Origin of the sequence: Brevundimonas poindexterae (genome assembly GCF_020524625.1) — a bacterium.
GTDB lineage: Bacteria > Pseudomonadota > Alphaproteobacteria > Caulobacterales > Caulobacteraceae > Brevundimonas > Brevundimonas poindexterae_A.
This window is the reverse complement of sequence record NZ_JAIVLL010000001.1, coordinates 730,514-755,484: the sequence shown is the minus strand read 5'-3', so window position 1 is coordinate 755,484 and position 24,971 is coordinate 730,514. Positions and strand designations below refer to the sequence as shown.

At 68.0% G+C, this 24,971-nt stretch carries 29 protein-coding genes and 1 tRNA gene; 17 read left to right on the top strand and 13 right to left on the bottom strand.

Annotation, left to right across the window (positions count from 1 at the left end; all coding sequences use genetic code 11):
- Positions 1–6 precede the first annotated feature (6 nt).
- From LC068_RS04035 to LC068_RS04020, 4 genes are all read left to right on the top strand, one after another.
- Positions 7–432: a response regulator gene (locus LC068_RS04035; protein WP_209116555.1), complete on the top strand. Its 426-nt coding sequence runs from the start codon at positions 7–9 to the stop codon at positions 430–432.
- A gap of 14 nt (positions 433–446) precedes the next feature.
- On the top strand, positions 447–1,496 hold the full coding sequence (locus LC068_RS04030; protein ID WP_226634727.1) for a histidine kinase dimerization/phosphoacceptor domain -containing protein: 1,050 nt from the start codon (positions 447–449) through the stop codon (positions 1,494–1,496).
- A gap of 9 nt (positions 1,497–1,505) precedes the next feature.
- On the top strand, positions 1,506–1,955 hold the full coding sequence (locus LC068_RS04025) for an NUDIX domain-containing protein (protein ID WP_226634725.1): 450 nt from the start codon (positions 1,506–1,508) through the stop codon (positions 1,953–1,955).
- 82 nt (positions 1,956–2,037) lie between these two features.
- Positions 2,038–2,208 carry a CsbD family protein gene (locus LC068_RS04020; RefSeq protein WP_226634723.1) on the top strand — a complete coding sequence of 57 codons (171 nt, stop codon included), beginning with the start codon at positions 2,038–2,040 and terminating at the stop codon, positions 2,206–2,208.
- Positions 2,209–2,263: 55 nt separating this feature from the next.
- Here LC068_RS04020 and LC068_RS04015 read toward each other — a convergent pair whose 3' ends face one another.
- From LC068_RS04015 to LC068_RS04000, 4 genes are all read right to left on the bottom strand, one after another.
- Positions 2,264–2,698 carry a hypothetical protein gene (locus tag LC068_RS04015; protein WP_226634721.1) on the bottom strand — a complete coding sequence of 145 codons (435 nt, stop codon included), beginning with the start codon at positions 2,696–2,698 and terminating at the stop codon, positions 2,264–2,266.
- Between the two features lie 24 nt (positions 2,699–2,722).
- A complete protein-coding gene (locus LC068_RS04010; RefSeq protein ID WP_226634719.1) occupies positions 2,723–3,910 on the bottom strand; it encodes a vWA domain-containing protein in 1,188 nt (395 codons plus the stop codon).
- 9 nt (positions 3,911–3,919) lie between these two features.
- On the bottom strand, positions 3,920–4,591 hold the full coding sequence (locus LC068_RS04005) for a hypothetical protein (protein ID WP_226634717.1): 672 nt from the start codon (positions 4,589–4,591) through the stop codon (positions 3,920–3,922).
- A 63-nt stretch (positions 4,592–4,654) separates the two neighbouring features.
- Positions 4,655–5,185, bottom strand: coding sequence for a GNAT family N-acetyltransferase (locus tag LC068_RS04000; protein WP_226634716.1), 531 nt, complete (start codon positions 5,183–5,185; stop codon positions 4,655–4,657).
- Between the two features lie 66 nt (positions 5,186–5,251).
- Between LC068_RS04000 and LC068_RS03995 the strand changes: the two genes are divergently transcribed.
- The 6 genes from LC068_RS03995 to dxs all read left to right on the top strand — a co-directional run bounded on the left by LC068_RS03995 (position 5,252) and on the right by dxs (position 10,463).
- A complete protein-coding gene (locus LC068_RS03995) occupies positions 5,252–6,172 on the top strand; it encodes a histone deacetylase family protein (protein WP_226634713.1) in 921 nt (306 codons plus the stop codon).
- A 46-nt stretch (positions 6,173–6,218) separates the two neighbouring features.
- Entirely contained in the window at positions 6,219–6,872 is a 654-nt protein-coding gene (locus tag LC068_RS03990; protein WP_226634712.1) for a histidine phosphatase family protein, read from the top strand.
- Between the two features lie 49 nt (positions 6,873–6,921).
- The gene (locus tag LC068_RS03985; protein ID WP_226634710.1) at positions 6,922–7,173 is read left to right on the top strand and encodes an exodeoxyribonuclease VII small subunit; all 252 of its coding nucleotides are present in this window, start codon (positions 6,922–6,924) and stop codon (positions 7,171–7,173) included.
- Entirely contained in the window at positions 7,173–7,526 is a 354-nt protein-coding gene (locus LC068_RS03980; protein ID WP_226634709.1) for a tRNA-binding protein, read from the top strand. The genes LC068_RS03985 and LC068_RS03980 overlap by 1 nt, the downstream gene beginning before the upstream one ends.
- A 32-nt stretch (positions 7,527–7,558) precedes the next feature.
- Positions 7,559–8,434: a polyprenyl synthetase family protein gene (locus LC068_RS03975; protein ID WP_226635451.1), complete on the top strand. Its 876-nt coding sequence runs from the start codon at positions 7,559–7,561 to the stop codon at positions 8,432–8,434.
- A gap of 118 nt (positions 8,435–8,552) precedes the next feature.
- Positions 8,553–10,463 carry a 1-deoxy-D-xylulose-5-phosphate synthase gene (gene dxs / locus LC068_RS03970; protein ID WP_226634708.1) on the top strand — a complete coding sequence of 637 codons (1,911 nt, stop codon included), beginning with the start codon at positions 8,553–8,555 and terminating at the stop codon, positions 10,461–10,463.
- Between the two features lie 694 nt (positions 10,464–11,157).
- Here the strand turns inward: dxs and LC068_RS03965 are convergent.
- Positions 11,158–11,343, bottom strand: a complete 186-nt coding sequence (locus tag LC068_RS03965) for a DUF3008 family protein (protein ID WP_226634707.1) — start codon at positions 11,341–11,343, stop codon at positions 11,158–11,160.
- Between the two features lie 87 nt (positions 11,344–11,430).
- Between LC068_RS03965 and LC068_RS03960 the strand changes: the two genes are divergently transcribed.
- Positions 11,431–12,000, top strand: a complete 570-nt coding sequence (locus tag LC068_RS03960; RefSeq protein ID WP_226634706.1) for a hypothetical protein — start codon at positions 11,431–11,433, stop codon at positions 11,998–12,000.
- A gap of 9 nt (positions 12,001–12,009) precedes the next feature.
- Here LC068_RS03960 and LC068_RS03955 read toward each other — a convergent pair whose 3' ends face one another.
- From LC068_RS03955 to LC068_RS03930, 6 genes are all read right to left on the bottom strand, one after another.
- A complete protein-coding gene (locus LC068_RS03955) occupies positions 12,010–12,591 on the bottom strand; it encodes an HD domain-containing protein (protein WP_226634705.1) in 582 nt (193 codons plus the stop codon).
- Positions 12,588–12,959: a hypothetical protein gene (locus LC068_RS03950; protein WP_226634704.1), complete on the bottom strand. Its 372-nt coding sequence runs from the start codon at positions 12,957–12,959 to the stop codon at positions 12,588–12,590. Before LC068_RS03950 ends, LC068_RS03955 begins: the two co-directional genes overlap by 4 nt.
- Complete coding sequence (locus LC068_RS03945; RefSeq protein WP_226634702.1) at positions 12,956–14,119, bottom strand: isovaleryl-CoA dehydrogenase; 1,164 nt, start codon at positions 14,117–14,119, stop codon at positions 12,956–12,958. Before LC068_RS03945 ends, LC068_RS03950 begins: the two co-directional genes overlap by 4 nt.
- Before the next feature lie 54 nt (positions 14,120–14,173).
- Positions 14,174–15,619 (bottom strand): lysozyme, encoded by a 1,446-nt coding sequence (locus LC068_RS03940; RefSeq protein ID WP_226635474.1) that lies wholly within the window; start codon positions 15,617–15,619, stop codon positions 14,174–14,176.
- A 99-nt stretch (positions 15,620–15,718) separates the two neighbouring features.
- Positions 15,719–17,128, bottom strand: coding sequence for a magnesium transporter (gene mgtE, locus LC068_RS03935; protein WP_226634700.1), 1,410 nt, complete (start codon positions 17,126–17,128; stop codon positions 15,719–15,721).
- A 60-nt stretch (positions 17,129–17,188) separates the two neighbouring features.
- Positions 17,189–17,273 (bottom strand) — tRNA-Leu (locus tag LC068_RS03930).
- A 170-nt stretch (positions 17,274–17,443) separates the two neighbouring features.
- Between LC068_RS03930 and LC068_RS03925 the strand changes: the two genes are divergently transcribed.
- Together LC068_RS03925 and LC068_RS03920 are read left to right on the top strand one after the other, a co-directional pair.
- Positions 17,444–18,439, top strand: a complete 996-nt coding sequence (locus tag LC068_RS03925) for a hypothetical protein (protein WP_226634698.1) — start codon at positions 17,444–17,446, stop codon at positions 18,437–18,439.
- 17 nt (positions 18,440–18,456) lie between these two features.
- The gene (locus LC068_RS03920) at positions 18,457–19,035 is read left to right on the top strand and encodes a fasciclin domain-containing protein (protein WP_226634696.1); all 579 of its coding nucleotides are present in this window, start codon (positions 18,457–18,459) and stop codon (positions 19,033–19,035) included.
- A gap of 15 nt (positions 19,036–19,050) precedes the next feature.
- Here the strand turns inward: LC068_RS03920 and LC068_RS03915 are convergent, their stop codons facing one another.
- Positions 19,051–19,347: a FliM/FliN family flagellar motor switch protein gene (locus LC068_RS03915; RefSeq protein ID WP_226634694.1), complete on the bottom strand. Its 297-nt coding sequence runs from the start codon at positions 19,345–19,347 to the stop codon at positions 19,051–19,053.
- 31 nt (positions 19,348–19,378) lie between these two features.
- Here LC068_RS03915 and lipB point away from each other — a divergent pair, with 31 nt between their 5' ends.
- Genes lipB through LC068_RS03900 form a run of 3 tightly spaced genes read left to right on the top strand, consistent with a single transcriptional unit; the run spans position 19,379 to position 22,026 of the window.
- Positions 19,379–20,080 carry a lipoyl(octanoyl) transferase LipB gene (gene lipB, locus LC068_RS03910; RefSeq protein ID WP_226634692.1) on the top strand — a complete coding sequence of 234 codons (702 nt, stop codon included), beginning with the start codon at positions 19,379–19,381 and terminating at the stop codon, positions 20,078–20,080.
- A 57-nt stretch (positions 20,081–20,137) separates the two neighbouring features.
- Positions 20,138–21,748, top strand: a complete 1,611-nt coding sequence (locus LC068_RS03905) for an ATP-binding protein (protein ID WP_226634690.1) — start codon at positions 20,138–20,140, stop codon at positions 21,746–21,748.
- Complete coding sequence (locus LC068_RS03900; protein ID WP_226634688.1) at positions 21,745–22,026, top strand: YdeI/OmpD-associated family protein; 282 nt, start codon at positions 21,745–21,747, stop codon at positions 22,024–22,026. Before LC068_RS03905 ends, LC068_RS03900 begins: the two co-directional genes overlap by 4 nt.
- Before the next feature lie 9 nt (positions 22,027–22,035).
- On the opposite strand, the gene LC068_RS03895 is transcribed toward LC068_RS03900, so the two are convergent.
- The gene (locus LC068_RS03895) at positions 22,036–23,400 is read right to left on the bottom strand and encodes a mechanosensitive ion channel family protein (protein WP_226634685.1); all 1,365 of its coding nucleotides are present in this window, start codon (positions 23,398–23,400) and stop codon (positions 22,036–22,038) included.
- A 165-nt stretch (positions 23,401–23,565) separates the two neighbouring features.
- Here LC068_RS03895 and LC068_RS03890 point away from each other — a divergent pair, with 165 nt between their 5' ends.
- Positions 23,566–24,897, top strand: coding sequence for an MFS transporter (locus tag LC068_RS03890; protein WP_226634683.1), 1,332 nt, complete (start codon positions 23,566–23,568; stop codon positions 24,895–24,897).
- The last annotated feature ends 74 nt before the right edge of the window (positions 24,898–24,971 follow it).

Genomic DNA, 24,971 nt, shown 5'->3' with positions numbered 1-24,971 from the left:
CCGGATATGCCGCACTCTGTGAAGATCGTGATGATCGAGGACGATCACGGCCATGCGCGCCTGATCGAGAAGAACATTCGCCGGGCCAACATCTCGAACGAGATCGAGCATTTCGCCGACGGCTCCTCGGCCCTCGAGCATCTGTTCAGCGAGAAGGTGCTGAACAACGGCCCGCTGCTGATCCTGCTGGACCTGAACCTGCCCGACATGTCCGGCACGGACATCCTCGAGAAGATCAAGTCGGACGAGCGCCTGCGCCGGGCCCCGGTGGTCATTCTGACGACCACGGACGACAAGGTGGAGATCCAGCGCTGCTACGATCTGGGCTGCAACGTCTACATCACCAAGCCGGTGGAGTATGAGTCCTTCTCCGACGCCATCCGGCAGCTGGGCCTGTTCCTGTCCGTGATCCAGGCGCCCGAGATCAGCTGAGAGCCGATATCCGATTGCAGCCCCTGACCAATCCCCTGCACCTGCTCTACATTGATGACGACCGGGGTCTCTCGCGTCTGGTCGAGAAGGAGCTTGGCCGGCAGGGCTTTGTGGTGACCTGCGCGGCCGACGGCGAGGCGGGCCTCGAGATCCTGCGGAGCGGCAAGACGTTCGATGTCTGCGCGCTCGACCACTATATGCCGGAGCGTGACGGGCTGGACGTCCTGCCTGACATCCTGGCCCTGCAGGACCCGCCCCCCGTCGTCTATGTGACCGGCGCCCAGGAGGGCCGCATCGCGGTGGCCGCGCTTCGCGCCGGCGCGGCGGACTATGTCATCAAGGACGTGTCCGAGGACTTCACCGCCCTGCTGCGCTCGGCCATCGAGGACGCGCATCACCGTCGGCGCCTGCAGCGCGAGAACGAGATCGCCCAGGACGAGGTCCGCATCGCGCGCGACCGGGCCGAGGCCATGCTGCGCGAGGTGAATCACCGCGTGGGCAATTCGCTGCAACTGGTGTCCAGCTTCATCTCGCTCCAGATGCGCCAGCTGAAGGACGGCGACGCGCGCGATGCCCTGCGCGAGGCCCAGGCCCGGATCGAGGCGGTCGCCCATGTCCACCGCCGGCTCTATACCTCCGGCGACATGGCCCAGGTGGCGATGCACGAATATCTGCAAAGCCTGATCGAGGAACTGGGCGTCTCGTTGGGTCGCGAGGACAATGCCCCCAATCTCAAGCTGGACGCCGATCCGATGAATGTCGGCACCGACCAGGCGGTCTCGCTGGGCGTGATCGTGACCGAGCTGGTCACCAATGCGGTCAAATACGCCTATGAGCCCGGGCAGGGGGGCGAAATCCGCATCCACCTCAAGGCCGATGGCGAAGGGCGCGCCCTGCTGACGGTCGAGGACGACGGTCCGGGCCTGGGCGACCAGACCAACGGGCCGAAGGGCACGGGACTGGGGTCCAAGATCGTGGCGGCCATGGCCGGCGGGCTGCGTTCCGCCGTCCAGTTCGATGACAAGCACAAGGGCGTGCGCGCCCAGCTGGCCTTCGACCTCTAGGCTTTACCCATGCTGCAGTTCGGAACGGCCCGCCCGGATCACGTCTATGCCCCGCGTCCGACCGCGTTCGGGCTTCTGGTGCATGAAGGGCGGCTGGCCTGTGTGCGGATCGACCGGGGGGCGAACAGCTACCTCGATCTGCCCGGTGGCGCCCGGGATGGGCAGGAGACTGAGGTCGAGGCGGTCGTCCGCGAATACCGGGAGGAGACCGGCCTGCGGGTCGCCGCCGGGGAGCGCCTGACCGAGGCGGCCCAGTTCGTCGACAAGAGCGACGGTCGGACCGTCAACAACACCGGCGGGTTCTGGACACTGACCCTGCTGGACCCCGTGCCGTCCGGCAAGATCGAGGACGACCATGAGCTGGTCTGGCTGGAACCGGCCGTGGCGCTGGCCGAACTGAGGCACGACGCCCACGCCTGGGCGGTCGCCGTATGGCTGCGCACTCGCACAACCGCGTGATCCCGGGAACGGATAGAGCAGCCACCGGTTGAGTCTTCATGCGGGCGGACAACGGGTCTGCCCTTCCTCCCAGGAGACGACAATGAACAAGGATCAAGTCGAAGGCCGCGCCAAGGAAGCCATGGGCAATGTCAAGGATGCCGCGGGCGACGCGACCGACAACCGCAAACTTCAGGCCGAAGGCAAGGCCGACCAGGTCGAAGGCAAGGTCCAGAAGACCGTCGGCGACGTCAAGGAAGACATCAAGCACTGATCGCCTGATCTCTCGCTGATCAAAGGGGCCGCTGTCGCAGGACAGCGGCCTTTTTTCAGTCTCGGCCCGACAGGTTGACGCGCAGGCCGCCGTCGTTGTCTCGGCCGGCCGGTTGCTCGCACACTTCTTCCCAGACGACTCCGCCGTCGGGGCGGGCCCGGGGACGGGTTTCGCAGCGGCCGCGGTCGGCAAGCTGCGGCGTGCTCGGCCCGCGCACCTCGCGCGGCTGGTCGCACTGGACGGCATAGCCGGCGTCGGCCTGGGCGCGGGCGCAGTTTTCCAGCTCGCTGGTGGGACGCAGGGCGGCCGGCAGGCTGTCGCCGAGTTCGGCGGCGAGCTGGCGGCGCACGGAAAGCTGGCAGGTCTCGAGCGGGGTGTCGCCCCGCACCTGCGGATGGCACCGGGCGCGCTCCCAGGCGTAGGGGTCGTCCTTCGCCCACTGGGGCAGGGGATCCTGAAGGATCAGGCTGAGAACAAGGGCACTGAGCATGGCAGCCTCCGAGAGTTCGCCTCCCTAGCGCGCCAACGATCGCATGGCCCGCTCCAGTCCGTCCAGTGTGAGGGGGAACATCTGCTCCTCCATCACCTCCCGGATCAGGCCCACCGAAGGCGTGTAAGACCAGTAGCGCTCTGGCACCGGGTTCAGCCATGCGGACTTGGGCCATTGCTGGCGCAGGCGTTTGAGCCAGACGGCGCCGGCTTCCTCGTTCCAGTGCTCGACCGACCCGCCGGGCATGGTGACCTCATAGGGGCTCATGGTGGCGTCCCCCACGACCACCGCACGCCAGTCGCCCGGATAGCGGTTCAGCACTTCCCAGGTCGGGGTGCGGGCCTCATGCCGGCGGCGGTTGTCCTTCCAGACACCCTCGTAGAGGCAGTTGTGGAAGTAGAAGAACTCCAGGTGCCGGAACTCGGATTTGGCGGCCGAGAACAGCTCTTCGCAAAGCTTGACGTGGCCATCCATGGAACCGCCGATGTCGAGGAACAGCAGCACCTTGATCGTGTTTCGCCGCTCGGGCCGCATCTGGATGTCCAGCCATCCCTGACGCGCGGTGCCGTCGATAGTGGCATCCATGTCCAGCTCGTCCGGCGTGCCCTGCCGGGCGAAGCGGCGCAGGCGGCGCAGGGCCACCTTGATGTTGCGGGTGCCCAGTTCGACCGAGTCGTCCAGATTCCGGTATTCGCGCTTTTCCCAGACCTTGACCGCCCGGCCGTGGCGCGACTGGCCGCCGATGCGGATGCCCTCGGGATTGAAGCCGCCATTGCCGAACGGGCTGGTGCCGCCGGTGCCGATCCATTTGTTGCCGCCCTGGTGGCGGTCGTGCTGCTCCTCAAGCCGCTGGCGAAGCGTCTCCATCAGCTTGTCGAAGCCGCCGAGGGCCTCGATCTGGGCCTTCTCCTCATCGGTGAGGTATTTCTCGTTCAGCAGGCGCAGCCAGTCCTCCGGCACCGAGTGGACGTCGGGCTCGTCGCCCGGCCCTAGGGTCTCCAGCCCCTTGAACACCGAGCCGAACACCTGATCGAACCGGTCATAGTGTTTCTCGTCCTTGATCAGGACGGCGCGCGACAGGTGGTAGAAGTCCTCGACTCGCGTGTCGGCGCTCAGCACCTGCCGGTCCATGGCCTCCATCAGGAACAGCCATTCCTTGAGCGAGACCGGAACCCGGGCGTCACGCAGCGCGGTGAAGAAGGGGAGGAGCATGGGGTCCGGCTATTCGTCCGCGTCGACGACGTCCATGCCAATAAGCAGGGTAATCCCGGCCATCAGACTGACGACGGTCGCCTGTTCGGCCGGTCCGGTGGCCCGCACCTTGTAGCTCCACCCGTCGCGATGGGAGACGAGGGCCATTGTCAGCATGGGCCCGGCGGTCGATTCGTAAACGTAGGCTGCGGCCAGGGGCGGATCCATGCCCTCAACGGACACGATGCTGAGGTCACCCTCGAAGGGCTTCACGCCCTCGAACCGCTGCTCGATGGCATAGGCTGCGGAGGCAATGACGTCCTCGGCCGGGACCTCGTCGACATAGCGTGTGGCGTACACCGTAAGGTCCAGACCGAGAGTCTCGTCGCGGCTCAGGCAACCCACGTCATCGCCGGGCTCAGCGCCTCCCTGGGCCGGGAAACTGACCACCCTTGAGCCATCCAGTCCGCCGAACATGCACACCAGCCCGCTCCGCGTGTGCCGGACTGTCGGCACGCCGTCGTCGGTAATGTTTGTGAAGTAGGGGCTGACATCATCGCCCTTGATCAACATGTCGGCGATCTGGCGGGCTTCTGCGATCTCCTCGGCGGTCGCCGGTGGCGGGCCCTCCTGCGCGACGACCGGCGTCGACAGGGCAAGCAGCAATCCGCAGGCGAACAGACCGGACAAACGACGCAGCATGGCAGGGCTCCCGTGTGTGGATCGGCAGATGACCACGCGAGCGACCGCGCGTCCATGCCAGGATCAGGCGGGCTTCCGCAGGATGAACTCGTCATCCATCCAGCTCCCGACGGCGAACTGGTAGTCGCCGGCCTTCTTGAAGCCGTAGGCCGCGTACAGCTTCTGGGCCTTCAGATTGCCGCTCCAGACGCCGATCCACTGGGCGCCGGTGCCGTGCTCGGTCATCCAGTCCATGGCGACCTTGAGCAGGCGGGTGCCGAGGCCGAGGCCCTGGGCTTCCTTGAGGATGTACAGCCGCTTCAGTTCGGTCTCGCCGGGGCGGGCATCCGGATGGGGCAGGGCGTTCGGGCCGGTATTGGCAAAGCCCAGCAGTTTCCCGTCTTGCTCACCGACCCACCAGCCCATGGCCGGATCGGCCAGTCGGACGCGGGTGGCCTCGAGGCTGAACACCTGATCCATGAAGATCGCCAGATCGTCCTCCGGATAGGGAATGCCGAAGCCGTCCATGAAGGTCTCGACGAAGGTGCGGGCCCCGGCTTCGGACAGGGCCGGGGCGTCATCCATGCGGGCGGGGCGGATCAGGATCTCGGTCATGGCGCGCGCTTATCACGCCGTCGCGACGGAGGCGACAAGCGCCCCGGCGAGCCCTAGTCTGTCGTCATGAGTCTGCCGATCTTCACCCATCCTGCCATGTCGGATCACCAGCCCGGCGTCGGCCATCCCGAGCGGCCGGAGCGTCTGGCGGCGGTGCTGGCGGCGCTGGACGACGCCGGACTGGCCCATGATCGCCGGGAGGCGAGCGAGGCCTCGGTCGTCGATCTCGAGCGCCTGCATCCGGCCGACTATGTGGCCAACATCCTGAACGCCGCGCCGGAGAGCGGGCGGGTGTCGCTGGACGCCGATACCCACCTTTCGCCGGGCAGTGTGCGCGCCGCGCGTCTGGCGGCCGGGGCCGTGATCGACGCGACCCGGGCCGTGATGGCGGGCCAGATGACCCGGGCGTTCTGCGCGATCCGGCCGCCCGGCCACCATGCAGAGCCGAACCAGTCGATGGGCTTCTGCCTGTTCTCGAATGTGGCCGTTGCGGCGCGAGTCGCGCAGGCGGAGGGGGCGCAGCGGGTGGCCGTGGTGGATTTCGACGTGCACCACGGCAATGGCACCCAGGCGGCGTTCGAGGCCGACCCGACCCTGTTCCTGGCCTCCATCCACCAGATGCCCCTCTATCCCGGGACCGGCGCACGGTCCGAGACCGGGGTCGGCAATATCGTGAATGCGCCGGTCGAGCCCCATGCTGCGCGGGAGGTCTGGCGGCGGACCTTTTCCGAAGGGCTGATGCCCGCGCTGGAGGCCTTCTCGCCCGACCTGATCCTGATCTCGGCCGGGTTCGACGCGCATCGCCGCGATCCGCTGGCGCACCAGAGCCTGGAGGCCGAGGATTTCGCCTGGGCCACACGGGCGGTGGCAGAGGTTGCGCGCCGGGTCTGTTCAGGCAAGCTTGTCTCTTCGCTGGAGGGCGGCTACGACCTTGCCGGCCTGGGGCAATCTGCCGTGGCGCACGTTCAGGCCCTTGGGGAGGATTGAGGGACACGCCGACCGACAGCTGACTGTCGCAAGCCACCCCGATGCCATGCTCGACCCCGACCGCCTGAACGATCTTGCTGCCGACAGCACGCGCAAGGAAGCCGAATCGGCTGCGCGCCGTCCCGGCACGACGGGCGACATCGTGCTGGCCCGCCACGGCGAACCGGCCCTGTCGCGCAAATGCCTGATCACGGCCCGCCAGTACCGCGACTGGTGGGGCAAGTATGAGCTGGGCGGTTTGCTGGAAGGCCAGACGCCGCCGGCCGAGCTGCTTCTGACGGCGGAGGGGGCGGCCCTCATCCTGTCGTCCACCCGCCAGCGCGCCATCGAGACGGCCGCCGCCATCTCCGGGGATCGCGAAGTGATCAGCGACGCCCTGTTTATCGAGGCGCCCCTGCCGCCGCCGCCCTTTCCCGACTGGTTCAAGCTGTCGCCCCGCTGGTGGGGGGTGGTGTCGCGCTTCTGGTGGCACGCCTTTGACCACCATCAGGGGCAGGAGACCCGCCGCGAGGCCGAGGCCCGGGCCGATCGCGCTGCCCGTCTGCTGATCGAAAAGGCGGCCATGGGGGGCGATGTGCTGGTGCTGGCGCACGGCTACTTCAACCACATGGTCGGCCGGCGGCTGAAGGCCAATGGCTGGCGCCTGGCCCATAACCAGGGCTTCAAATACTGGTCGCAGCGGCGCTACGTGAAGCGCTAAGGGCCCGGGCGGCTTGCCTGTCCCGGCCTTGCCTGTCAGAACCGCTGCCATGACCGCCGACGCCCCCAAGCCCGATCCGGACCTGTCCTTCGAAGACGCGCTGGCGCGGCTGGAAGGCATCGTCTCGCGGCTGGAATCCGGACAGGCTCCGCTCGAGGAATCGATCAGCCTGTACGAGGAGGGCGCCCGCCTGAAAGCCCTTTGCGAGGCGCGGCTGAAGGCTGCCCAGCTGCGGGTCGAGCAGATCGTGGTCGGCCCCGACGGCAAGGCCGCCCGCGCCGAGCCCGCCGGGTTCGAGTGATGTCCGGACCCGCGGCCGACCGGATCACCTTCGACGATTTCCTGAAGGTGGATGTGCGGGTCGGCGAGATCGTCACCGCCGAACCCTTTCCCGAGGCGCGCAAGCCGGCCTTCAAGCTGATGATCGACTTTGGCCCTGACATCGGGGTCCGGAAGTCCTCGGCCCAGATCACCCGCCATTACACCCCCGCGCAGCTGGTCGGTCGCAAGGTGGCGGCGGTTGTCAACTTTCCCCCGCGCCAGATCGGGCCGCTGATGTCCGAGGTGCTGACCCTGGGCTTTCCGGATGCCGACGGCGAGGTCGTGCTGGTCGGGGTCGACCGCGAGGTTCCGGTCGGGGGGCGGCTGTTTTGATCCCCCTGGCCGCCAATTCCCCGGAGCAGGCGGTGATCGACCGGATCGCCGAGGTCGCGGACCTGATCACCGTGGCGCTCGACGAACTGCTGCCCCGCGCGGACGGCCCGGAGTCCCGCCTGACCGAGGCCATGCGCTATGCGGCGCTGGGGCCCGGCAAGCGGCTGAGGCCCTTTTTTGCGCTGGAGGCCGGGCGGCTGTTCGACCTGGATGAGGGGGCGGTGCTCCGGGCCGCCTGTGCGCTGGAGTGTGTGCACGCCTATTCGCTGATCCACGACGACCTGCCCTGCATGGACGACGACGACATGCGGCGCGGCCGGCCGACCCTGCACCGGGCCTATGACGAGGCGACGGCGGTGCTGGCCGGCGATGCCCTGCAGACGGCGGCCTTCGACATCCTGCTGGACCCGGATACGCATGATGATCCGGCCATCCGCTGCGAACTGGCCCGGCGGCTGTCCTATGCCTCGGGGGCGCGGGGCATGGCGGGCGGCCAGATGATCGACCTGATGGGGGTGCGTGACGACCTGGGCGGGGTGGCGCGTATGCAGCGGCTGAAGACCGGGGCGCTGATCACCCATGCCTTCGAGATTCCGCTGATCATCGGCGAGATCCGGGACGAGCGGCGCACGGCCCTGATCGCCTTTGCCCACGACCTGGGGCTGGCCTATCAGATCGTCGACGATGTGCTGGACGCCGAGGGCGACGAGGCCCTGCTGGGCAAGGCGGCCGGAGGCAAGGACGCACGGCTGGGCAAGACCAATTTCGTCACCCTGCTGGGGCTGGAGGCCGCGCGAGAGCGCGTCAGCCTGTTGCGGGACCAGGCGCGGGCGCATCTGGAGGTCTTCGGCGACGCCGCCGAAATCCTGTCCGCCAGCGTGGATATCGTGCTGAAACGGCGGTCCTGAACGGATCCTCTGCGGCAATCAGCCATTGCTCAGGAATCCCTCACTGGTGTTCCGGGTGCCCATCAATCATGTAGAGAGACTGCAGGACGACCTCCGCGTCCGGGACCGAGCCGACTGAATGCCTGATACGCCCCTTCTCGATACCGTCACCCTGCCTGCGGACACCCGCGGGCTGAGCACGCCGCAGCTGCGCCAGCTGGCCGATGAGCTGCGCGCCGAGGTGATCGATGCCGTGTCGGTGACGGGCGGGCATCTGGGTTCGGCACTGGGCGTGGTCGAGCTGACGGTGGCCCTGCACCATGTGTTCGAGACGCCGAAGGACATTCTGATCTGGGACGTCGGGCACCAGTGCTATCCGCACAAGATCCTGACCGGACGGCGCGACCGCATCCGCACCCTGCGTCAGGGCGGCGGCCTGTCGGGCTTCACCAAGCGGTCGGAAAGTGAGTACGACCCGTTCGGCGCCGCCCACGCCTCGACCTCGATCTCGGCCGGGCTGGGCTTTGCGGCCGCCCGCGACCAGAAGGGCGAGACCAACAAGGTCGTGGCCGTGATCGGCGACGGCTCGATGTCGGCGGGCATGGCCTATGAGGCCATGAACAACGCCGCCGAGACCACCAAACAGCTGGTCGTGGTGCTGAACGACAACGACATGTCGATCGCCCCGCCGGTGGGCGGTATGAGCGCCTATCTGGCCAAGCAGGTCTCGGGCGGCACCTATCGCAACCTGCGCCGCTTCGGAAAGTCGGTGGCCCAGCACTTCCCCCGCCCGTTTCGCGATGCGGCACGCAAGGCCGAGGAATATGCCCGGGGCATGGTGGTCGGCGGGACCTTCTTCGAGGAGCTGGGCTTCTACTACGTCGGCCCGATCGACGGGCACGACATGGATGCTCTGATCCCGGTGCTGAAGAATGCCGCGGCGGTCGACGACCGGCCTGTGCTGGTCCACGTCGTGACGCAAAAGGGCAAGGGCTATGCCCCGGCCGAGAGCAGCGCCGACAAGTATCACGGCGTGGCCAAGTTCGACGTGATCTCGGGCAAGCAGGCCAAGCCGGTCTCGAACGCGCCCAGCTATACCAAGGTGTTCGGGACCGAGCTGATCAAGCGGGCCGAGCGCGACCCGTCGATCGTGGCCGTGACGGCGGCCATGCCGTCGGGCACCGGGCTGGACCTGTTCGGCCAGGCCTTCCCCGAGCGGACGTTCGACGTGGGCATTGCCGAACAGCACGCGGTGACCTTCTGCGCCGGTCTGGCGGCCGACGGGATGAAGCCGGTCTGCGCCATCTATTCGACCTTCCTCCAGCGCGGCTATGACCAGGTGGTCCACGACGTGGCCATCCAGTCGCTGCCCGTGCGCTTTGCCATGGACCGGGCCGGTCTGGTCGGGGCCGACGGCTCGACCCATGCCGGCAGTTTCGACATCGGCTATATGGGCGCCCTGCCGGGTATGGTGCTGATGGCCGCGGCGGATGAGGCCGAATTGGCCGCCATGATCGCCACCAGCCTCGAGATCGACGACCGGCCCAGCGCCTTCCGCTATCCGCGCGGGGACGGGGTGGGCGTCGAGATCCCCGAACTGGCCGCGCCGCTCAAGATCGGCAAGGGCCGCATCGTGCGCGAGGGCACGACGGTGGCGATCCTGAGCCTCGGCACGCGCCTGCAGGAATCGCTGAAGGCCGCCGAATCCCTGGCCGCCCGGGGCGTGTCGACCACGGTCGCCGATGCCCGGTTTGCCAAGCCACTGGACGAGGACCTGATCCTGCGTCTGGCCCGCGAGCACGAGGTGCTGATCACGGTCGAGGAGGGCGCGATCGGTGGCTTCGGCGGCTTTGTGCTGCAGATGCTGGCCGAAAAGGGCGCGCTGGATGCGGGGCTGAAGGTGCGCACCCTGCACCTGCCCGACGTCTTCCAAGACCACGACAAGCCCGAGGTGCAATATGCCGCCGCCGGCCTGAACGCCGACCAGATCGCCGCGACGGCGCTGGTCGCGCTGGGCGTCGAGGGCCGGGCGGGGGCGGTGCGGGCGTAGGCGCACGCTGGATTTCAAAGACCGGACAGGCGGAAGCGCCTCTCGCCGCGCGCGGCAGAGGGTGGAGAGCAGGCGGAGCGCCGGGCCTTCGCCCGGAGTCATTGAGTAAATACCGTTTCGACGAAGGCTGACGCTCCGCGCGGTGGTTTTCCGGAAGCTTGCGTCGGGTGGCCGTATTCGGGCCTTACCGCAGCGCCTCCGACGGGCGGGGCCTTCCTGCGAAGGCTCCCGGAACGGCTGAGTATCCCCCTCAACCCTTGCCCCGATCCCGCACCCGGAGGCGGAGATCGAGGGTGCTCAGGCCCTTGGACCCGACCCCGCTCCATCGCTCCCGCCGCTCACAAGGTCGCAGGCCTTACGAGCCCTCCGTGCGACGGGACGGGAGGACGTTGGCACAGGCCTGAGGTGAGGTGGGGAAGTTGGGTCGGGAAAGGGTGGGGGCTTTGAAAGGGCGGGGGAATTCGGGGGCGACTGTGATGGTTGAGGGCATCGGGCAGCGGTCCTTCTCCCCTTGCGGGAGGAGGTGGCAGGCGAAGCCTGACGGATGAGGGGTCTCTCAGTCGGGTGATGATGAGTTCGCTTTGACCGGCCCGGTGACTATCAGACCGCAGCGCGACCCCTCATCCGCCCCCTTCTCAGGGGGCACCTTCTCCCGCAAGGGGAGAAGGAAGAGGGGGGCAGGCCCGCCCGCCCCTCAGTCGCCCTTGTGTTCGGGTTTGCCCTTGCGGGAGGTGCTGGCCATCTCCTCCAGCTCCTTCTCGCTCATGGACTCGACCATGGATTTCGACGCGCCCTTGAGGTCGGATTTCGGCGTGTCGCCGCGCTTGGCCGACAGGGCGGCGCCGGCGGCTTTCTGTTGGGCAGCGGATTTGGCGGGCATGGGACTCTCCTTTCCTGGGAAACCAATCCGTGGCCGGTTGGGCGGTTCCGGCTGGCCTGCCGACGCGGAGAGGTTCATGGTCGGTCCATGCACAAGCTCTCGTCGCTGAAGGTGGGCATCGACGTTCCCTGGGTCACCAGCTGGACCGCCGAGGAACCCACGGGCGCGGCGCGCTGTGCGACTGTCGGCGGGCGCCCCGCTCTGTGTCAGACGCATGATCCGGGGCGGGGCCGGCCCCTGTATTCCCAGAACCATCTGGAGCGGCAGCGCGACACGGTCGTGCGCATGCTGTGCCCCATGTGCGGAGAGCCGACGCCACCCGGGGACCGCTGGACCCTGACGGCAAAGGTCCGCTCGGCGGGAGCGCTGCGGGCCCGGGGGGTAAACCTGCCGCCGGACATCCACGACGACCAGCGGGTCGTCGATGCGGGCGCCATCGCACCGCTGCACAGGGCCTGTGCCCAGCGCTCCGCAAAACTGTGCCCGCATCTGCGAGCCGATCCCGATTTAAAGCTGGCCCGCTTTCCGAAGCAGCATGTGCTGACGCCGCTGATGGCGCGGCCGACCGGGGATGGGCCGGGCCGGCCGGTGATCGGCTTCATCCAGCTGTGCGGGGTGACGGCGACCCTCGACCGCCGCTGGCGACAGGAAGGCTGAAGGCGGGATCTATTGCAGTCGCTGGATCGACCGCTCCAGATTGGCGCGGGCCTGATCCTCAAACGTCGCCCGGCCCCAGTCGCTGAAGTAGAGCGAGGGGCGTTCGACGAAACGCTGCAGGATGTCGCGCCGGGCCTCGCGATAGAGCGGCTCAGGCACAAAGGTGTATTCGCGGCGGATGTTCTGTTCGTAGGTGTCGAACACATCCGGCCGGGCGCCGAGGATTGAGAGGTCCATGTCGAGGAACTCGGCCATGTCGCTCCGGTCGAGCGCGTCGAGGCCGTCGGGGACTTCGTGACGGGCCGTCGCCTCGATCATCCGTACGGCCTGGGCGCGGACAGTGTCGTCGAGGCCCGGCAGGTCGGCGTCCTTCAGGAGGCGGGCGCTCTCGGCCTCATTGTCCGTTCGGGTTGGATCATAGACGGCATCGTGAAACAGGATGGCCAGCTCGACCGCCGCCGGATCGTGCAGATGCGCGCAGCGCTGCCCGAACCATCGCCGCAGGGCCTCGATGTGTGCCCAGGTGTGATACTGGCGCTGCGGCTCGGCGTAGCGCGCTTGCAACTCGGCGAGGAGGGGGGCGGGGATCATTGCGAGCCAATCTCCAGCCGAACATCGCCGGCCGGGGACGCAGAGCTGGATTCCGGGGACATACTCGGAGGCCGGGTGATCCCGATGGCCAGAATGGCCAGAATTGAAGCGACCCATGTGATCTGTGCCGCGCGACAGATCAGGAGCCATCTCCGCAGCCGCTTGCGTTCTGCCGGAACTGGCGTGGCCCACACCAAGACGGTCGTGCGCCAAGCATTCGTGTTGCCCTCGAGCAGGTCGGGAACCGGCTTTTTCAGGATGCCTTCCCGTTCCATGCGTCGGAAGAGCGGCCAAGCCTGCCTGGCCGCGAAGATGTCGACCCCCAAGCCGACGATGTACGTCAGAAAAAGGGGCCAGAGGGGAGTCATCCCCCCAGCAACTCCCGACCGATCAGGAACCGCCGGATCTCGTTCGTGCCGGCGCCGATGTCATAGAGTTTGGCGTCGCGGACGAGGCGTTCGACGGGCCATTCCTTTGTGTAGCCTGCCCCGCCGAGAGCCTGGACGGCCTCGAGGCTGACCTTCACGGCATTTTCCGAGGCCAGCAGGATGGCGCCGGCGGCGTCATAGCGGGTGGTCAGGCCCTGGTCGCAGGCGCGGGCGACGGCATAGACATAGGCGCGGGCGCTGTTCAGGGCGACGTACATGTCGGCGACCTTGGCCTGCATCAGCTGGAAGCTGCCGATCGGCTTGCCGAACTGTTTCCGCTCGCGGACGTAGGGCAGGACGACGTCGAGGGCGGCCTGCATGATGCCCAGCGGTCCGGCGGCCAGCACGGCGCGCTCATAGTCGAGGCCGCTCATCAGGACGGCCGCGCCGCGGCCTTCGCCGCCCATGATGTTCTCAGCCGGGACCTCGCAGTCCTCGAATACCAGCTCGGCGGTGTCGGAGCCGCGCATGCCCATCTTGTCGAGCTTCCTGGAGACCGAGAAACCCTTCATGCCCTTCTCGATCAGGAAGGCGGTGACGCCGCCATTACCGTCGCCGGTGCGGGCATAGACCACCAGGGTCTCGGCGTGCGGGGCGTTGGTGATCCAGAATTTGGTGCCGTTCAGGACGTAGCGGTCGCCCTTTTTCTCGGCGCGGGTCTTCATCGACATGACGTCGGAGCCGGAGCCGGCCTCGGACATGGCCAGCGAGCCGACGTGTTCGCCCGAGATCAGCTTGGGCAGGTATTTCGCCTTCTGCTCCGGGGTGCCCCAGCGGCGGATCTGGTTGACGCAGAGGTTGGAGTGGGCGCCGTAAGAGAGGCCGATCGAGGCCGAGGCGCGCGAGACTTCCTCCATGGCCACGCAGTGTTCCAGATAGCCGAGGCCGAGGCCGCCGAACTCTTCCTCGACAGTGATGCCGTGCAGGCCCAGCTCGCCCATTTCGGGCCAGAGGTCGCGGGCGAATTCGTTCTTTTCGTCGATCTCGGCGGCGCGGGGGGCCAGCCGGTCGGTGGCCCAGCGGGCGGTGGTGTCGCGGATGGCGTCAGCGGTCTCGCCGAGGCCGAATTCCATGGATTGGGGGGCGTTGGGAATGCTCATGCCGAGCGGGTTAGCACCGATCCCGCGGTCCGGTAAGACCCCGGCGCCCGACCGTCAGGCTTCGCCGTCTTCGGCCGCCGTCCCGTTGTCGCCCGAGCGTCCGCGCCCGAAGCGCAGATAGAGGTTGAGGGCCGAGACGCCGACGCAAGCCGCGCCAATCACGGCCAGCACCCAGGCGATCAGGGTGGTCTCGCCCATCGGAGACGGCTGGTCGACGGCGAGGCGGAAGGCAGCGGCCGAGGCGGTGCAGGCCGCCAGACCCACGCCGCCCATGATCAGGAAGGCCCCCGTCTCGCGCCAGTCGAAGCGGCGAGCCGGCTCTTCCGGCATTTCGTGGACCAGCACACCGGTCTGGCCGCCGTCGTCGATGAACAGGGGCGACTGGTCCAGCTGGAAGCCGCCGCTGCGGTCCCCCTCGGTCCAGACCGGACGGAGCGGCGGGGGTTCCTCGACCGGGGACGGCGGGGTCAGCTCCAGCGCCGGCGCGGCCGGCGGGAACGTGGCTGATTCGCCGAAGGCCGGCAGGGTGACGGGGGTGTCCTCGACCTGGGGCTCGGGCTGGGCCTCGGGCTCGGGCGCCGGTGCCGGTTCGGGCTCCGGTTGGGGCTCCTCGATTGGCTCGGGCGCAGGTTCAGGCTCAGGGACGGGGGCCGGAGCCGGCTCGGGCGCCGGGGCCGCGGTCAGGAAGGGCAGGGGGCCGATGGCCTGGACCGAATAGGGCAGGAAGCGCTGGAATGCAGGCGCGGCCGTGGGCGCAGGCGCGGGCGCAGCGGGCGGCTCGGGGTTGGAGGCCGGGGCGTCGGTCGCCTCGCCCACCATGGGATGCTCGGGGACCTCGGACTGCAGCGGGGCGGGGCCGAAGTTCGGGATCTGGACGTCCGGCGCGGGCTGCGCCTCGGGCGCGGCGTCGGGCTGCGGCTCTGCGGCGGCTTCGGTCTCGCCGAGCAGGACGGCGACGGCCTCGGCGCGGGGATCCCGGTCGTCCGGCTCAGGCTCTGCGGCCGGCGCGGGTTCGGGCGGCGGCAGGGGGGCCGACAGCAGGGCGGCCAGTGCCACGGGGTGACCCGGATCGGCCATGAACAGCGCGCGCTCGGCCGCCCGACGGCGCAGGCCGTCCTGGGGCGAGGCGGGCTGGGGCCAGTGGACCAGGGCGTCGGCGGCCTCGCCGGTCGCCCCCCGGGTCAGGGTCTCGAGCACATCGGAGGCCATGAAGGTCTCGACCCCGACCGACAGGGCGAAACTGGCCAGGGCATCGAACTGGTGGCCGTTAAGGGTCGGGATGCGACCGTCGTCCATGGCGCCGTTCAGCGCCTTGACCACGGGGATCAGGTCGTACTGCAGCAGCAGCTCGGCATCGGCCTCGCCGATGGTCAGGCCCTCGCGCGCGGTCAGACGGTGACCGTAGCCGATCACCCAGCGCCCGTCGGCATCGAGGGTGGCGGTCGCGCGGAACCCCTCGAAGCTCTTGATGAGCACCACTCCCTCGCGGGAGACCTTCATCTTGTGTCGGATGGCTTCAGACACCGCAATTGACCCAAATCGAGACGGCGACCCTCGCCGTGCCAGACACCCAGCAAGGGGCGGGCCACGCCCTCCGGCCTAGAGCAGGACGATGGTGGCGAGGCCAAGGAAGATCAGGAAACCAAAGAAATCGGTCGTCGCCGTGACAAAGACGGCCGAGGAGACCGCAGGGTCGAACTTGAGCCGGGACAGGGTCAGGGGCGTCAGCACGCCGACAGTGGCCGCGACCAGCAGGTTCAGCACCATGGCGGTCGAGATGACCGCACCGATGCGCCAGTCGCCGGACCAGAGGGCAGCGGCGATGCCGATCAGGGGCGACAGGATCAGGCCGTTGGCCAGACCGACCACCAGTTCGCGCCAGAAGGTCCGCACGGCGTTGGAGCTGTTCAGCTCACGGGTGGCGAGCGCGCGCACGGTCACGGTCAGGGCCTGGGTGCCGGCATTGCCCCCGATGGCCGAGACGATCGGCATCAGCACGGCAAGCGCGATGATCTGTTCCAGGGTGGCGCCGAACCAGGAGATGACGCTGGCGCCCAGCACCGCCGTGGCCAGATTGATCGCCAGCCAGGGCACGCGACCGCGGACGATCTCCGGAATCGACGAGCCCCGGTCCTCGTCCGACACACCGGCGAGGCGCAGGATGTCCTCGCGGTTCTCTTCCTGGATGATGTTGACGATGTCATCGACGGTGATCTGGCCGACCAGCCGCCCGGCCGAGTCGATCACCGGCGCCGAAATCAGGTGGTATTTCTCGAAGACGTAGGCGACCTCTTCCTGGTCCTGGTCCACGGTGATCTCGTTGATCGGCTCCATCAGCTCGGTCAGCGGGACGGCGCGGGGCGCGCGCAGGAGCTGGCTGACAGCGACGCCACCCACCGGCCGGTTCAGCGGATCGACGACATAGATGTCGAAGAACAGTTCCGGCAGCTCCTCGCCCTGGGCGCGGACGTGGTCGATGGTGTCGCCGACGCTCCAGAACTGGGGCGCGGCCATGACCTCGCGCTGCATCAGACGGCCGGCGGAGTCCTCCGCATAGCCGAGGCTGCTCTCGATCGCGGCCCGGTCCAGCTCGGGCATGGCGGCCAGCACCCGCTCGCGCCGGTCGTCCTCCAGGTCCTCGACCACGGCGGCGGCGTCGTCCGAGTCGAGCTCCTGCAGCGCCTCGGCCAGGGTCAGGTGGGGAACGCGCTCCAGCACCTCCTCGCGGATACCGTCGTCGAGCTCGGGAAGGGTCTCGGCCAGCAGTTCGGGCGGCAGCCAGAGCGTTACCACCGCGCGGTGCTCGGCCGTCAGAAAGCCCATCAGGTCGGCGACGTCGGCGGGGTGGAGGTCTTCCAGCAGGCCGCGCAGCCGCATGCCGTCGCCGTCATCGGCGGCGTCGACGACCTTTTCCACGAAGGCGGGCGTCAGCACATAGTCCTCGTCGAGCGCGATGTGCTCGATCTCGTCGGATTCAGGGCCCGGGGATGCGATGGCGTCTGTGCTCACGCGGCTGCCTCCCGGATTTCAGATCAGCTATTCGCCGATGATTCGCCCTTCGATATCAGATGGTGCGGTCGAGAAGACTCGAACTTCCACGGGTTGCCCCACAGCGACCTCAACGCTGCGCGTCTACCAATTCCGCCACGACCGCTCGCATCGGAGCGGGGGCGATAGCGCAGGTCGCGGGGAAAGGGAAGGGGCATCGTCCCGCATTCGCGCAGTGGGGCCGCCGAGTGTCCGAGCGCTCCGTCGGCGGAACATCGCCGGGGGGATCACGTTTCCTGACCCGACAGAAGGGCGTCTTTCACAGGACGGAGTACCATGAAATCGCACATCACCCTGGTTTCCACCCTCGCGCTGTCGGCGGCGCTGGCCCTGCCAGCGCTGGCTGCCGATCAGGATCGTGGCAACGGCAATGGCAATGGCAACGGGAATGGTCGGGCGCAGGCGGCCCGCGCCGAGCGCGTCCAGGACGGTCCCGGCAACGGCAACCGGGGTAACCCGGGTCGGGGCAATGACAACGCCCGCAAGGATGATCGTGGTCCTCCGGCGGCGCGCGGCAACGGTAATGGCCCGGTGCCGCCCCAGGTAGAGCCGCGACCCCGGGATCGGGGCAATGGTCCCGATGTGCGCGATGCCGATCGACGGGCCGATGCACGGGCCCGGGTGACGGTCCCGGTCGGTCGTGATGACCGGCCCGAGCCGGTGGTGACCCTGTTCCGCGACGGCCGCGTGGAGCGCCGTGCGCTGATCGATGGATGCCCGCCGGGACTGGCGAAGAAGAACAACGGCTGCCTGCCGCCGGGACAGGCCCGCCAGATGCGGCGCGAGGCCCTGGGCCGGTACGACGGCTACTGGCTGCGCGGGGACGAGGGTTACCGGTACCGCTATGACGACGGCTATATGTATCGCTATGACCGGAACGGCGGCCTGACCGGGTGGCTGCCGGCGCTGGGCGGGGCGCTCGGCCTCGGCAACCTCTGGCCCCAGCAGTACAGCTATCAGCCTGCGCCGCAGTACTACAGCCAGTATTACGGCCTGAATGACCGTTACAGCTATCGCTATGCCGACGGCGTTCTGTACGGCGTGGACCCGCAGACGCAGGCGATCCAGTCGGTCGCGGCCCTGCTGACCGGCCAGCCGTGGACCGTCGGACAGGCCATGCCGCAGGGCTATGACGTCTACAATGTGCCGTACCAGTATCGCGGGCAGTACGCGGACAGTCCGCAGTCCTGGTACCGGTACAGCGACGGCTATGTCTATCAGGTCGATCCGACCACCCGGCTGGTGCAGGCCGTTATCCAGCTGTTGGCCTAGGGCCGGGGAGAGTCATCATGCGCAATCGTCTTCATACCCTGATGCTGTCCGCCGCCGTGCTGGGCGTCGCCGGCCTGTCGCTCGCGGCCTGTGACCCGGCGCCCGAGACGGACACGACCGGATCTGAGATCGCCTCGACCCGATCAGACCGGACACTGACGGCGGCCCTGTCGGATCAGGGTGATGCGGCGGGCTTCCGCGACGTGCTGGACAATTCGGGTCTCTCCACCGCTCTGGAAGGCGTCGGGCCCTATACGGTGTTCGCGCCGTCGGACACGGCCCTGGGCACCGATGCCGACGGATTGAAGGATGAGGCCATGTCGGCCGAGGCTGCGGCGCTGGTGCGCGCCCACATCGTGCCGGGCTCGCTGGGCCGGGCGGACATCAATGCCGCCATCGATGCGTCCGGGAACGATCAGGCCCAGATGCGGACCATGGGGGACGACATGCTGACCTTCACCCGCGACGGCGAGACCATCGTGGTCACGGCGTCGGATGGTGCGTCCGCGCGTCTGTCCGGGACCGAGGTCCAGGCCCGCAATGGCGTGATCCAGCCGATTGACGCGGTGCTGGTGAAGACAGAGGCGGCCGAATAGCGCTGCCCGCCGGGGTCAGGCGGAGCCGGCCATGAAGTCGTAGACGTCGGCGGGGCGGGTCACGGTGATCGCAATGCGGTCGTCGCTGATCGAGATCTCGCCGCGCGCGATCGGATGGTTGTTGGCCAGAATCCAGACCTCGTCCGACTCGGTGGCGTTCAGCGGAATCACGGCGCCACGACCCATCTTGAGCAGTTGGGACATGGGCAGCACGGAGCGACCGAGGACGACGGAGATTTCGACATCGACGGCGTTGATCTGACTCATGACGGACTCGGGCGTACTGGACGAAGTTTGGGATGGAGCTTGCATGGGACCCCCCGCAGGCCACATTGGGGGCACCATGCTTTCGCAAGCCTTAAGCCCCGCGCGATCCGCCCTCATTCGTGCCGACGGACGGCCGGTTGAATGGCGCGTGACGCCTAGGCGGACCGACTACGCCGAGGCCGAGGCGGAGATGGAGGCGCGGGTGGCCGACATCCGCGCAGGCGAGGCCACGGAACGCGTATGGCTGCTGGAACATCCGCCGCTCTATACCGCCGGCGTCTCGGCCCGGCCCGAGGACCTGATCGACGCGCGCTTTCCGGTGCACAAGACGGGCCGGGGCGGGCAATTCACCTATCACGGACCGGGGCAGCGGGTGGCCTATGTGATGCTGGACCTCGACCAGCGCGGTCGGGACATTCGTGGCTTCGTCCGGGGACTTGAGCGGTGGATCATTGGGGCGCTCGCCGAGTTCGGCATCGAGGGCGAGGTCAAGGACGGCCGTGTCGGCGTCTGGGTCACTCGCAAGGGGCCCGGATGGTCGCGCGAGGACAAGATCGCGGCCATCGGCGTGAAGGTGCGCAAATGGGTCAGCTTCCACGGCATCAGCCTGAATGTGGAGCCGGACCTGGACCATTTCGGGGGGATCGTGCCCTGTGGCATTCGCGAGCACGGGGTCACCAGCCTGCACGATCTGGGGGTTCTGGCGAGCATGGACGAGGTGGATGCCGCGCTTAAGAGCAGCTTCGAAAGGGAGTTCGGCTCAACGGTCGCAGGGTAAACTTAACTTCGGTGTGCAAGCTTGGCTTATCGCCAGAAGTGTCCGGGTATGCCTGCCATGTCTCTTGCCGCCTTTGATTCCTGCCCGGACGAGATGGGCGTGGCGGATACCTTTTTCGACGTCTCGCTCGACATGCTGTGCATCCGCGACCTGGAGGGTCGGATCGTCCGGGTCAGTCGCTCGTGGGAATCGACGCTCGGCTATTCGCCCGATGAACTGGAAGGTCAGCCGCTGCTAAAACTGGTGCACCCTGAGGACCTGGCGGCGACGCAGACGACGGCCGCCCGGGTGCAGGACCTTCAGAGGGGCGGCTTTGTAAGCGGATACATTAATCGATACCGACACCGGGACGGGGGTTACCGGCTGCTGGAGTGGCAGGCGCGGCGCCACGGGGATCACATCTTTGCCGTGGCCCGCGATGTCACCGAGCGAGAGATCACCCGGCGCGAACTGGAGGCCGCCAAGATCGCCGCCGAGGCGGCCAGCCAGGCCAAGACCGACTTTCTGGCCAATATGAGCCATGAGATCCGCACGCCGCTGAACGGGGTGATCGGTCTGATCGGCGCCTTGCAGGGCGATGATCTGACGCCGCGCCAAAGGGAACTGGTCGACCTGATCGCCCAATCCGGCGAGAGCCTGGAGCGGCTGGTGTCGGACATTCTGGATGTGTCGAAGGTCGAGGCCGGCAAGCTCGAGATCGTGCCGGTCGACATGGACATCATGGACGAGCTGGCGGGGGCGATCGCGACGGCCCGGGCCAAGGCCGAGGCCAAGGATCTGACCTTCACTTTCCGCCCGGGGCCGACGGCGCGCGGGCGGTTCCTGGCCGATGTCGGACGCATCCGGCAGGTCCTGTCCAACCTGCTGTCGAACGCCATCAAATTCACCCACGTGGGCGAGGTCGCGCTGGAGCTGACGATCGACGACGACACGCCCGAGCCGGGGGTGAGCCAGCTGGTGATAGTTGTGCAGGACTCGGGCGTCGGCTTTGATGCCGAGGCTGCGCGGACCCTGTTCGACCGGTTCACCCAGGCCGACAGCACGATCACGCGCCGGTTCGGGGGGACGGGTCTGGGCCTGTCGATCTGTCAGGCGCTGACCGAGATGATGGGCGGTGAGATTCGGGCCGAGTCCGTTCCGGGCAAGGGCAGTCGCTTCGTCGTGGAGCTGCCGCTGTCACGGACGCGCTCGCTGGACGCCTATGACGCTGGCGTGGCGGCCGCGCGCGAGCGGGCCGAACAGGCGGTCCCGACGATCACAGCGCGGGACGCCGAAAGGCCGGTGCGGGTGCTTCTGGCCGAGGACCATCCCGTGAACCAGCGGGTGGTGGAGGCCATGCTGGCGGGGCCGGAGTTCGAACTGACCATTGTCGAGAACGGCGCCCTGGCGATCGCCGAGGTGGAGACCGGTGCCTATGACGTGGTGCTGATGGACATGCAGATGCCCGTGATGGACGGCCTGGCCGCGACCCAGGCGATCCGGGCGGCCGAGGCGGCGATGGCGACGCCGAAGCGCCTGCCCATCCTGATGCTGAGCGCCAATGCCATGCCCCAGCATCTGGAGCAGGCGAAGGAGGCTGGTGCGGACCGGCACGTGTCGAAACCGGTGACGCCAGCGGGCCTGCTGGAAGCCATCGGTGGGGTCGTGAGGCGGGAACGGGCCGCATGAGCGGACCCGTCCTCAGCGGGGGCGTGGTCCACGACCTGCCCGACGATCTGGCCGTCGCCCTGAAGGCTCACCCCGAAGCGCGCGCCGCGTGGGAGGACATCACCCCGCTGGCGCGCAATGAATGGATCTGCTGGACGATCTCGGTGAAGAAGGCCGGGACGCGCGAGAAGCATGTGGTCCGGGCCATCGAGGACCTGACCGCCGGCAAGCGCCGCCCCTGCTGCTGGCCGGGGTGCCCGCACCGGGAACGGGATGGGGGACGGGGCGCCGGCGCCTGACCCGTGTGGTCATTCGATGGGGCGTTTGGACGAGAGCAGATTCTCTTCGGAGGAGTCGCGGCGCTCGGCCTCGATGGTGCGGTCGATGTGGTCGTCGGGGCGAACGGACTGCACGGTCTCGGCCGAGCCGTCCGCCGGGGCGGCCGCGCGGGGCCTGGCCACCGGCGGACTGGCCGGGGTTGGGGACAGATCCGGCATCTGGTCGATGCGCAGGCGGTAGATGGGCTCGGGAAGCGAGAAGCCTGACGATTCGATGGCCATCTTGGCGACGCGGATGGCGGCACTCCGCCCCTTGAGGAAATCGACGTCTTTCTGATCGATCCAGCCGGTGAACTTCAGGATGATGTTGCTGTCGCCGACGGCCACGATGACGCCGGTCGGCGCAGGGTCGGACAGAGTGAAGTCGAGGTCCGCCAGGGCGGCCACGCCCACCTTGATGGCGGCCTCCGGGTCGTCCTCGGCATCGACGCCCAGTTCGAATTCCAGCCGGCGCTGCGGGTTGCGGGTGTAGTTCAGGATCACCGCCCGGAAGACCATCATATTGGGAATGCGCAGGTGATTGCCGTCCAGCGTCATCAGGACGGTCGCCCGCGACGTCAGCCGCACCACCTTGCCCTCGTGACTGTCGATGACGACGTGGTCGTTCGCCCGGAACGGCTGGCGAAGGCTGAGCATGATGCTGGAGATGTAGTTTTCCAGGGTGTCGCGCAGGGCGAAGCCGACTGCGATGCCCAGCACGCCCGCGCCGCCCAGCACGGTGCCCAGCAGGGCAGTGGCGCCCATCAGGTTCAGCGCCAGAACGATCCCGATGATCAGGCTGACCACCCGGACCAGTTGGGCGAGCAGGTCGCCGACGAAGGGATTGGGCGTCAGGCCACGCCAGAACCGGTTGAATGACGCCACCCACCAGCCCAGGCCCGCGCAGACGAGGACGATCACGAGGCTGAGTACCACCAGCGGCCCGCTGTCGAGCACAGACCGCCACAGGGCCTTCATCTGTGCGAGGAAGGGGGACACCCGCTCGCCCAGCTGGACACTGGCCACAAGCTCGTTGCGCACGGCCACCACGCCCTCGACCCGGCCGGCGATCGCCTCGGCCTGATCCAGATCCGCGCGGTCGGCCACCATGCCGTCGAGGGTCACCACCCCCTCGGTCACCCGGACCTCGACCGCGGAAAGGGCGTCGAACTGGGCGAAAATGCGTGTCAGGCGCGCGGCGATGGCGGCATCAGAGCCGGCGTCGTTGTCGACGCGGATGGCGGGGGGATCCTGAACCGGTTCGGGCGTCTGGCCCCAGGCCGGCGCGCCCGCCGCCGCCAGTCCGATGATCAGCATCAGGCAGACGGCCAGCAGGACGCGGAGGGGGGAGGTCATAGCGGCCATGCTGGCAGCCATGGGCGATGCTGTCACGGGAAACGGCCGATTTGATCGCGCGTCGAGGGCTGGCGCCCGCCGGCGGCCCCTCTGGTCCGCCTGCCTCGACTTCTGGCATAAGGCGCGCCGCGCAGGCCGGGCCGCGCGTGGGATTGCGAGCGGGTCATGAGCGCCTTTCACCATGTGCTGGTCAACAATCTGGTGGCCAACATCATCAACTTCACGGTGTGGTTCGCCCTGACCTTCTGGGTGTTTCTGGAGACGCGCTCGGTGTTCGCCACCGGGATGATCGCGGGTCTGTATCTGGTGCTAACGGCGGGGCTGGCCTTCTGGTTCGGCAGTCTGGTGGACCACCATCGCAAGAAGAAGGTCATGCTGGCGTCCAGCCTGGTGTCGCTGGGGCTTTATGGCGTGTCATTTGGCGTGCTGACCGTTGCGCCGGACGGGGCGATGACCGAGGTCGGAAGCCTCTGGCTGTGGGCCTTCGTCGGCGTGGTGATGCTGGGCGTAATTGCCGGCAATATCCGCTCCATCGCCCTGCCGACGCTGGTGACGGCGCTGGTTGCCGAGGACCGGCGCGACCGGGCCAACGGACTGGTGGGGATGGTGACCGGGATCGGGTTTCTGACCACCTCGGTAATCAGCGGTCTGCTGGTCGCCTGGTCCGGGATGCAAGGTGCGCTGGCGTTCGCCCTGGCGCTGATCGTGCCGGTATTCCTGCATCTGCGGTTCGTGGCCGTCGATGAGCCGTACCCTGAGACCTTGCGGGCAGAAGCCGGGCAGAGCGGCCCGGCGCGGGTCGACATTCGCGGGACGATCAAGGTGATCGCGGTGGTGCCGGGGCTGTTTGCCCTGATCCTGTTTGCGACCTTCAACAACTTCCTCGGCGGCGTGTTCATGGCCCTGATGGATGCGTACGGGCTGTCGCTCATGCCGGTCGAGGCCTGGGGCTTCTTCTGGGCCGGGGTGTCGACGGCTTTCATCCTGAGCGGGATCATCATTTCCAGAACGGGGCTGGGGAGGAACCCGCTTCGTACCCTGATGATCGTCAATCTGATCTGCTGGGTGGTGGCGGCGCTGTTCACCATCCAGTCGTCGATCGTGCTGCTGGCGATCGGCTGTTTCATGTGGATGCTGCTGAGCCCCTACGCCGAGGCGGCCGAGCATACGACGCTGCAGAAGGTGGTGCCGTTCGAGCGGCAGGGGCGGGTGTTCGGCTTTGCCCAGTCGGTGGAGCAGGCAGCCTCGCCCCTGACGGCCTTCCTGATCGCGCCGCTGGCCCAGTTCGTCTTCATCCCGCTGATGACCGACGGCTGGGGGGCCGACCTGATCGGCGACTGGTACGGTCGCGGGCCCGAGCGGGGGATGGCGCTGGTCTTCACCGTGGCCGGCATTCTGGGCCTGATCGTCACGGTGATCGCCTGGAACTCGCGCTATTTCCGCCAGCTGTCGGCGGCGTATCTGAAGGGGACGAAGGCCGAGCCGGTCGAGGGGTAGGCCCTATTCGAACTCGACCAGCACATCGTCGGCGGCGACGGGGGCGCCGGGGCCGGAGACGACAAGCCCTCCGC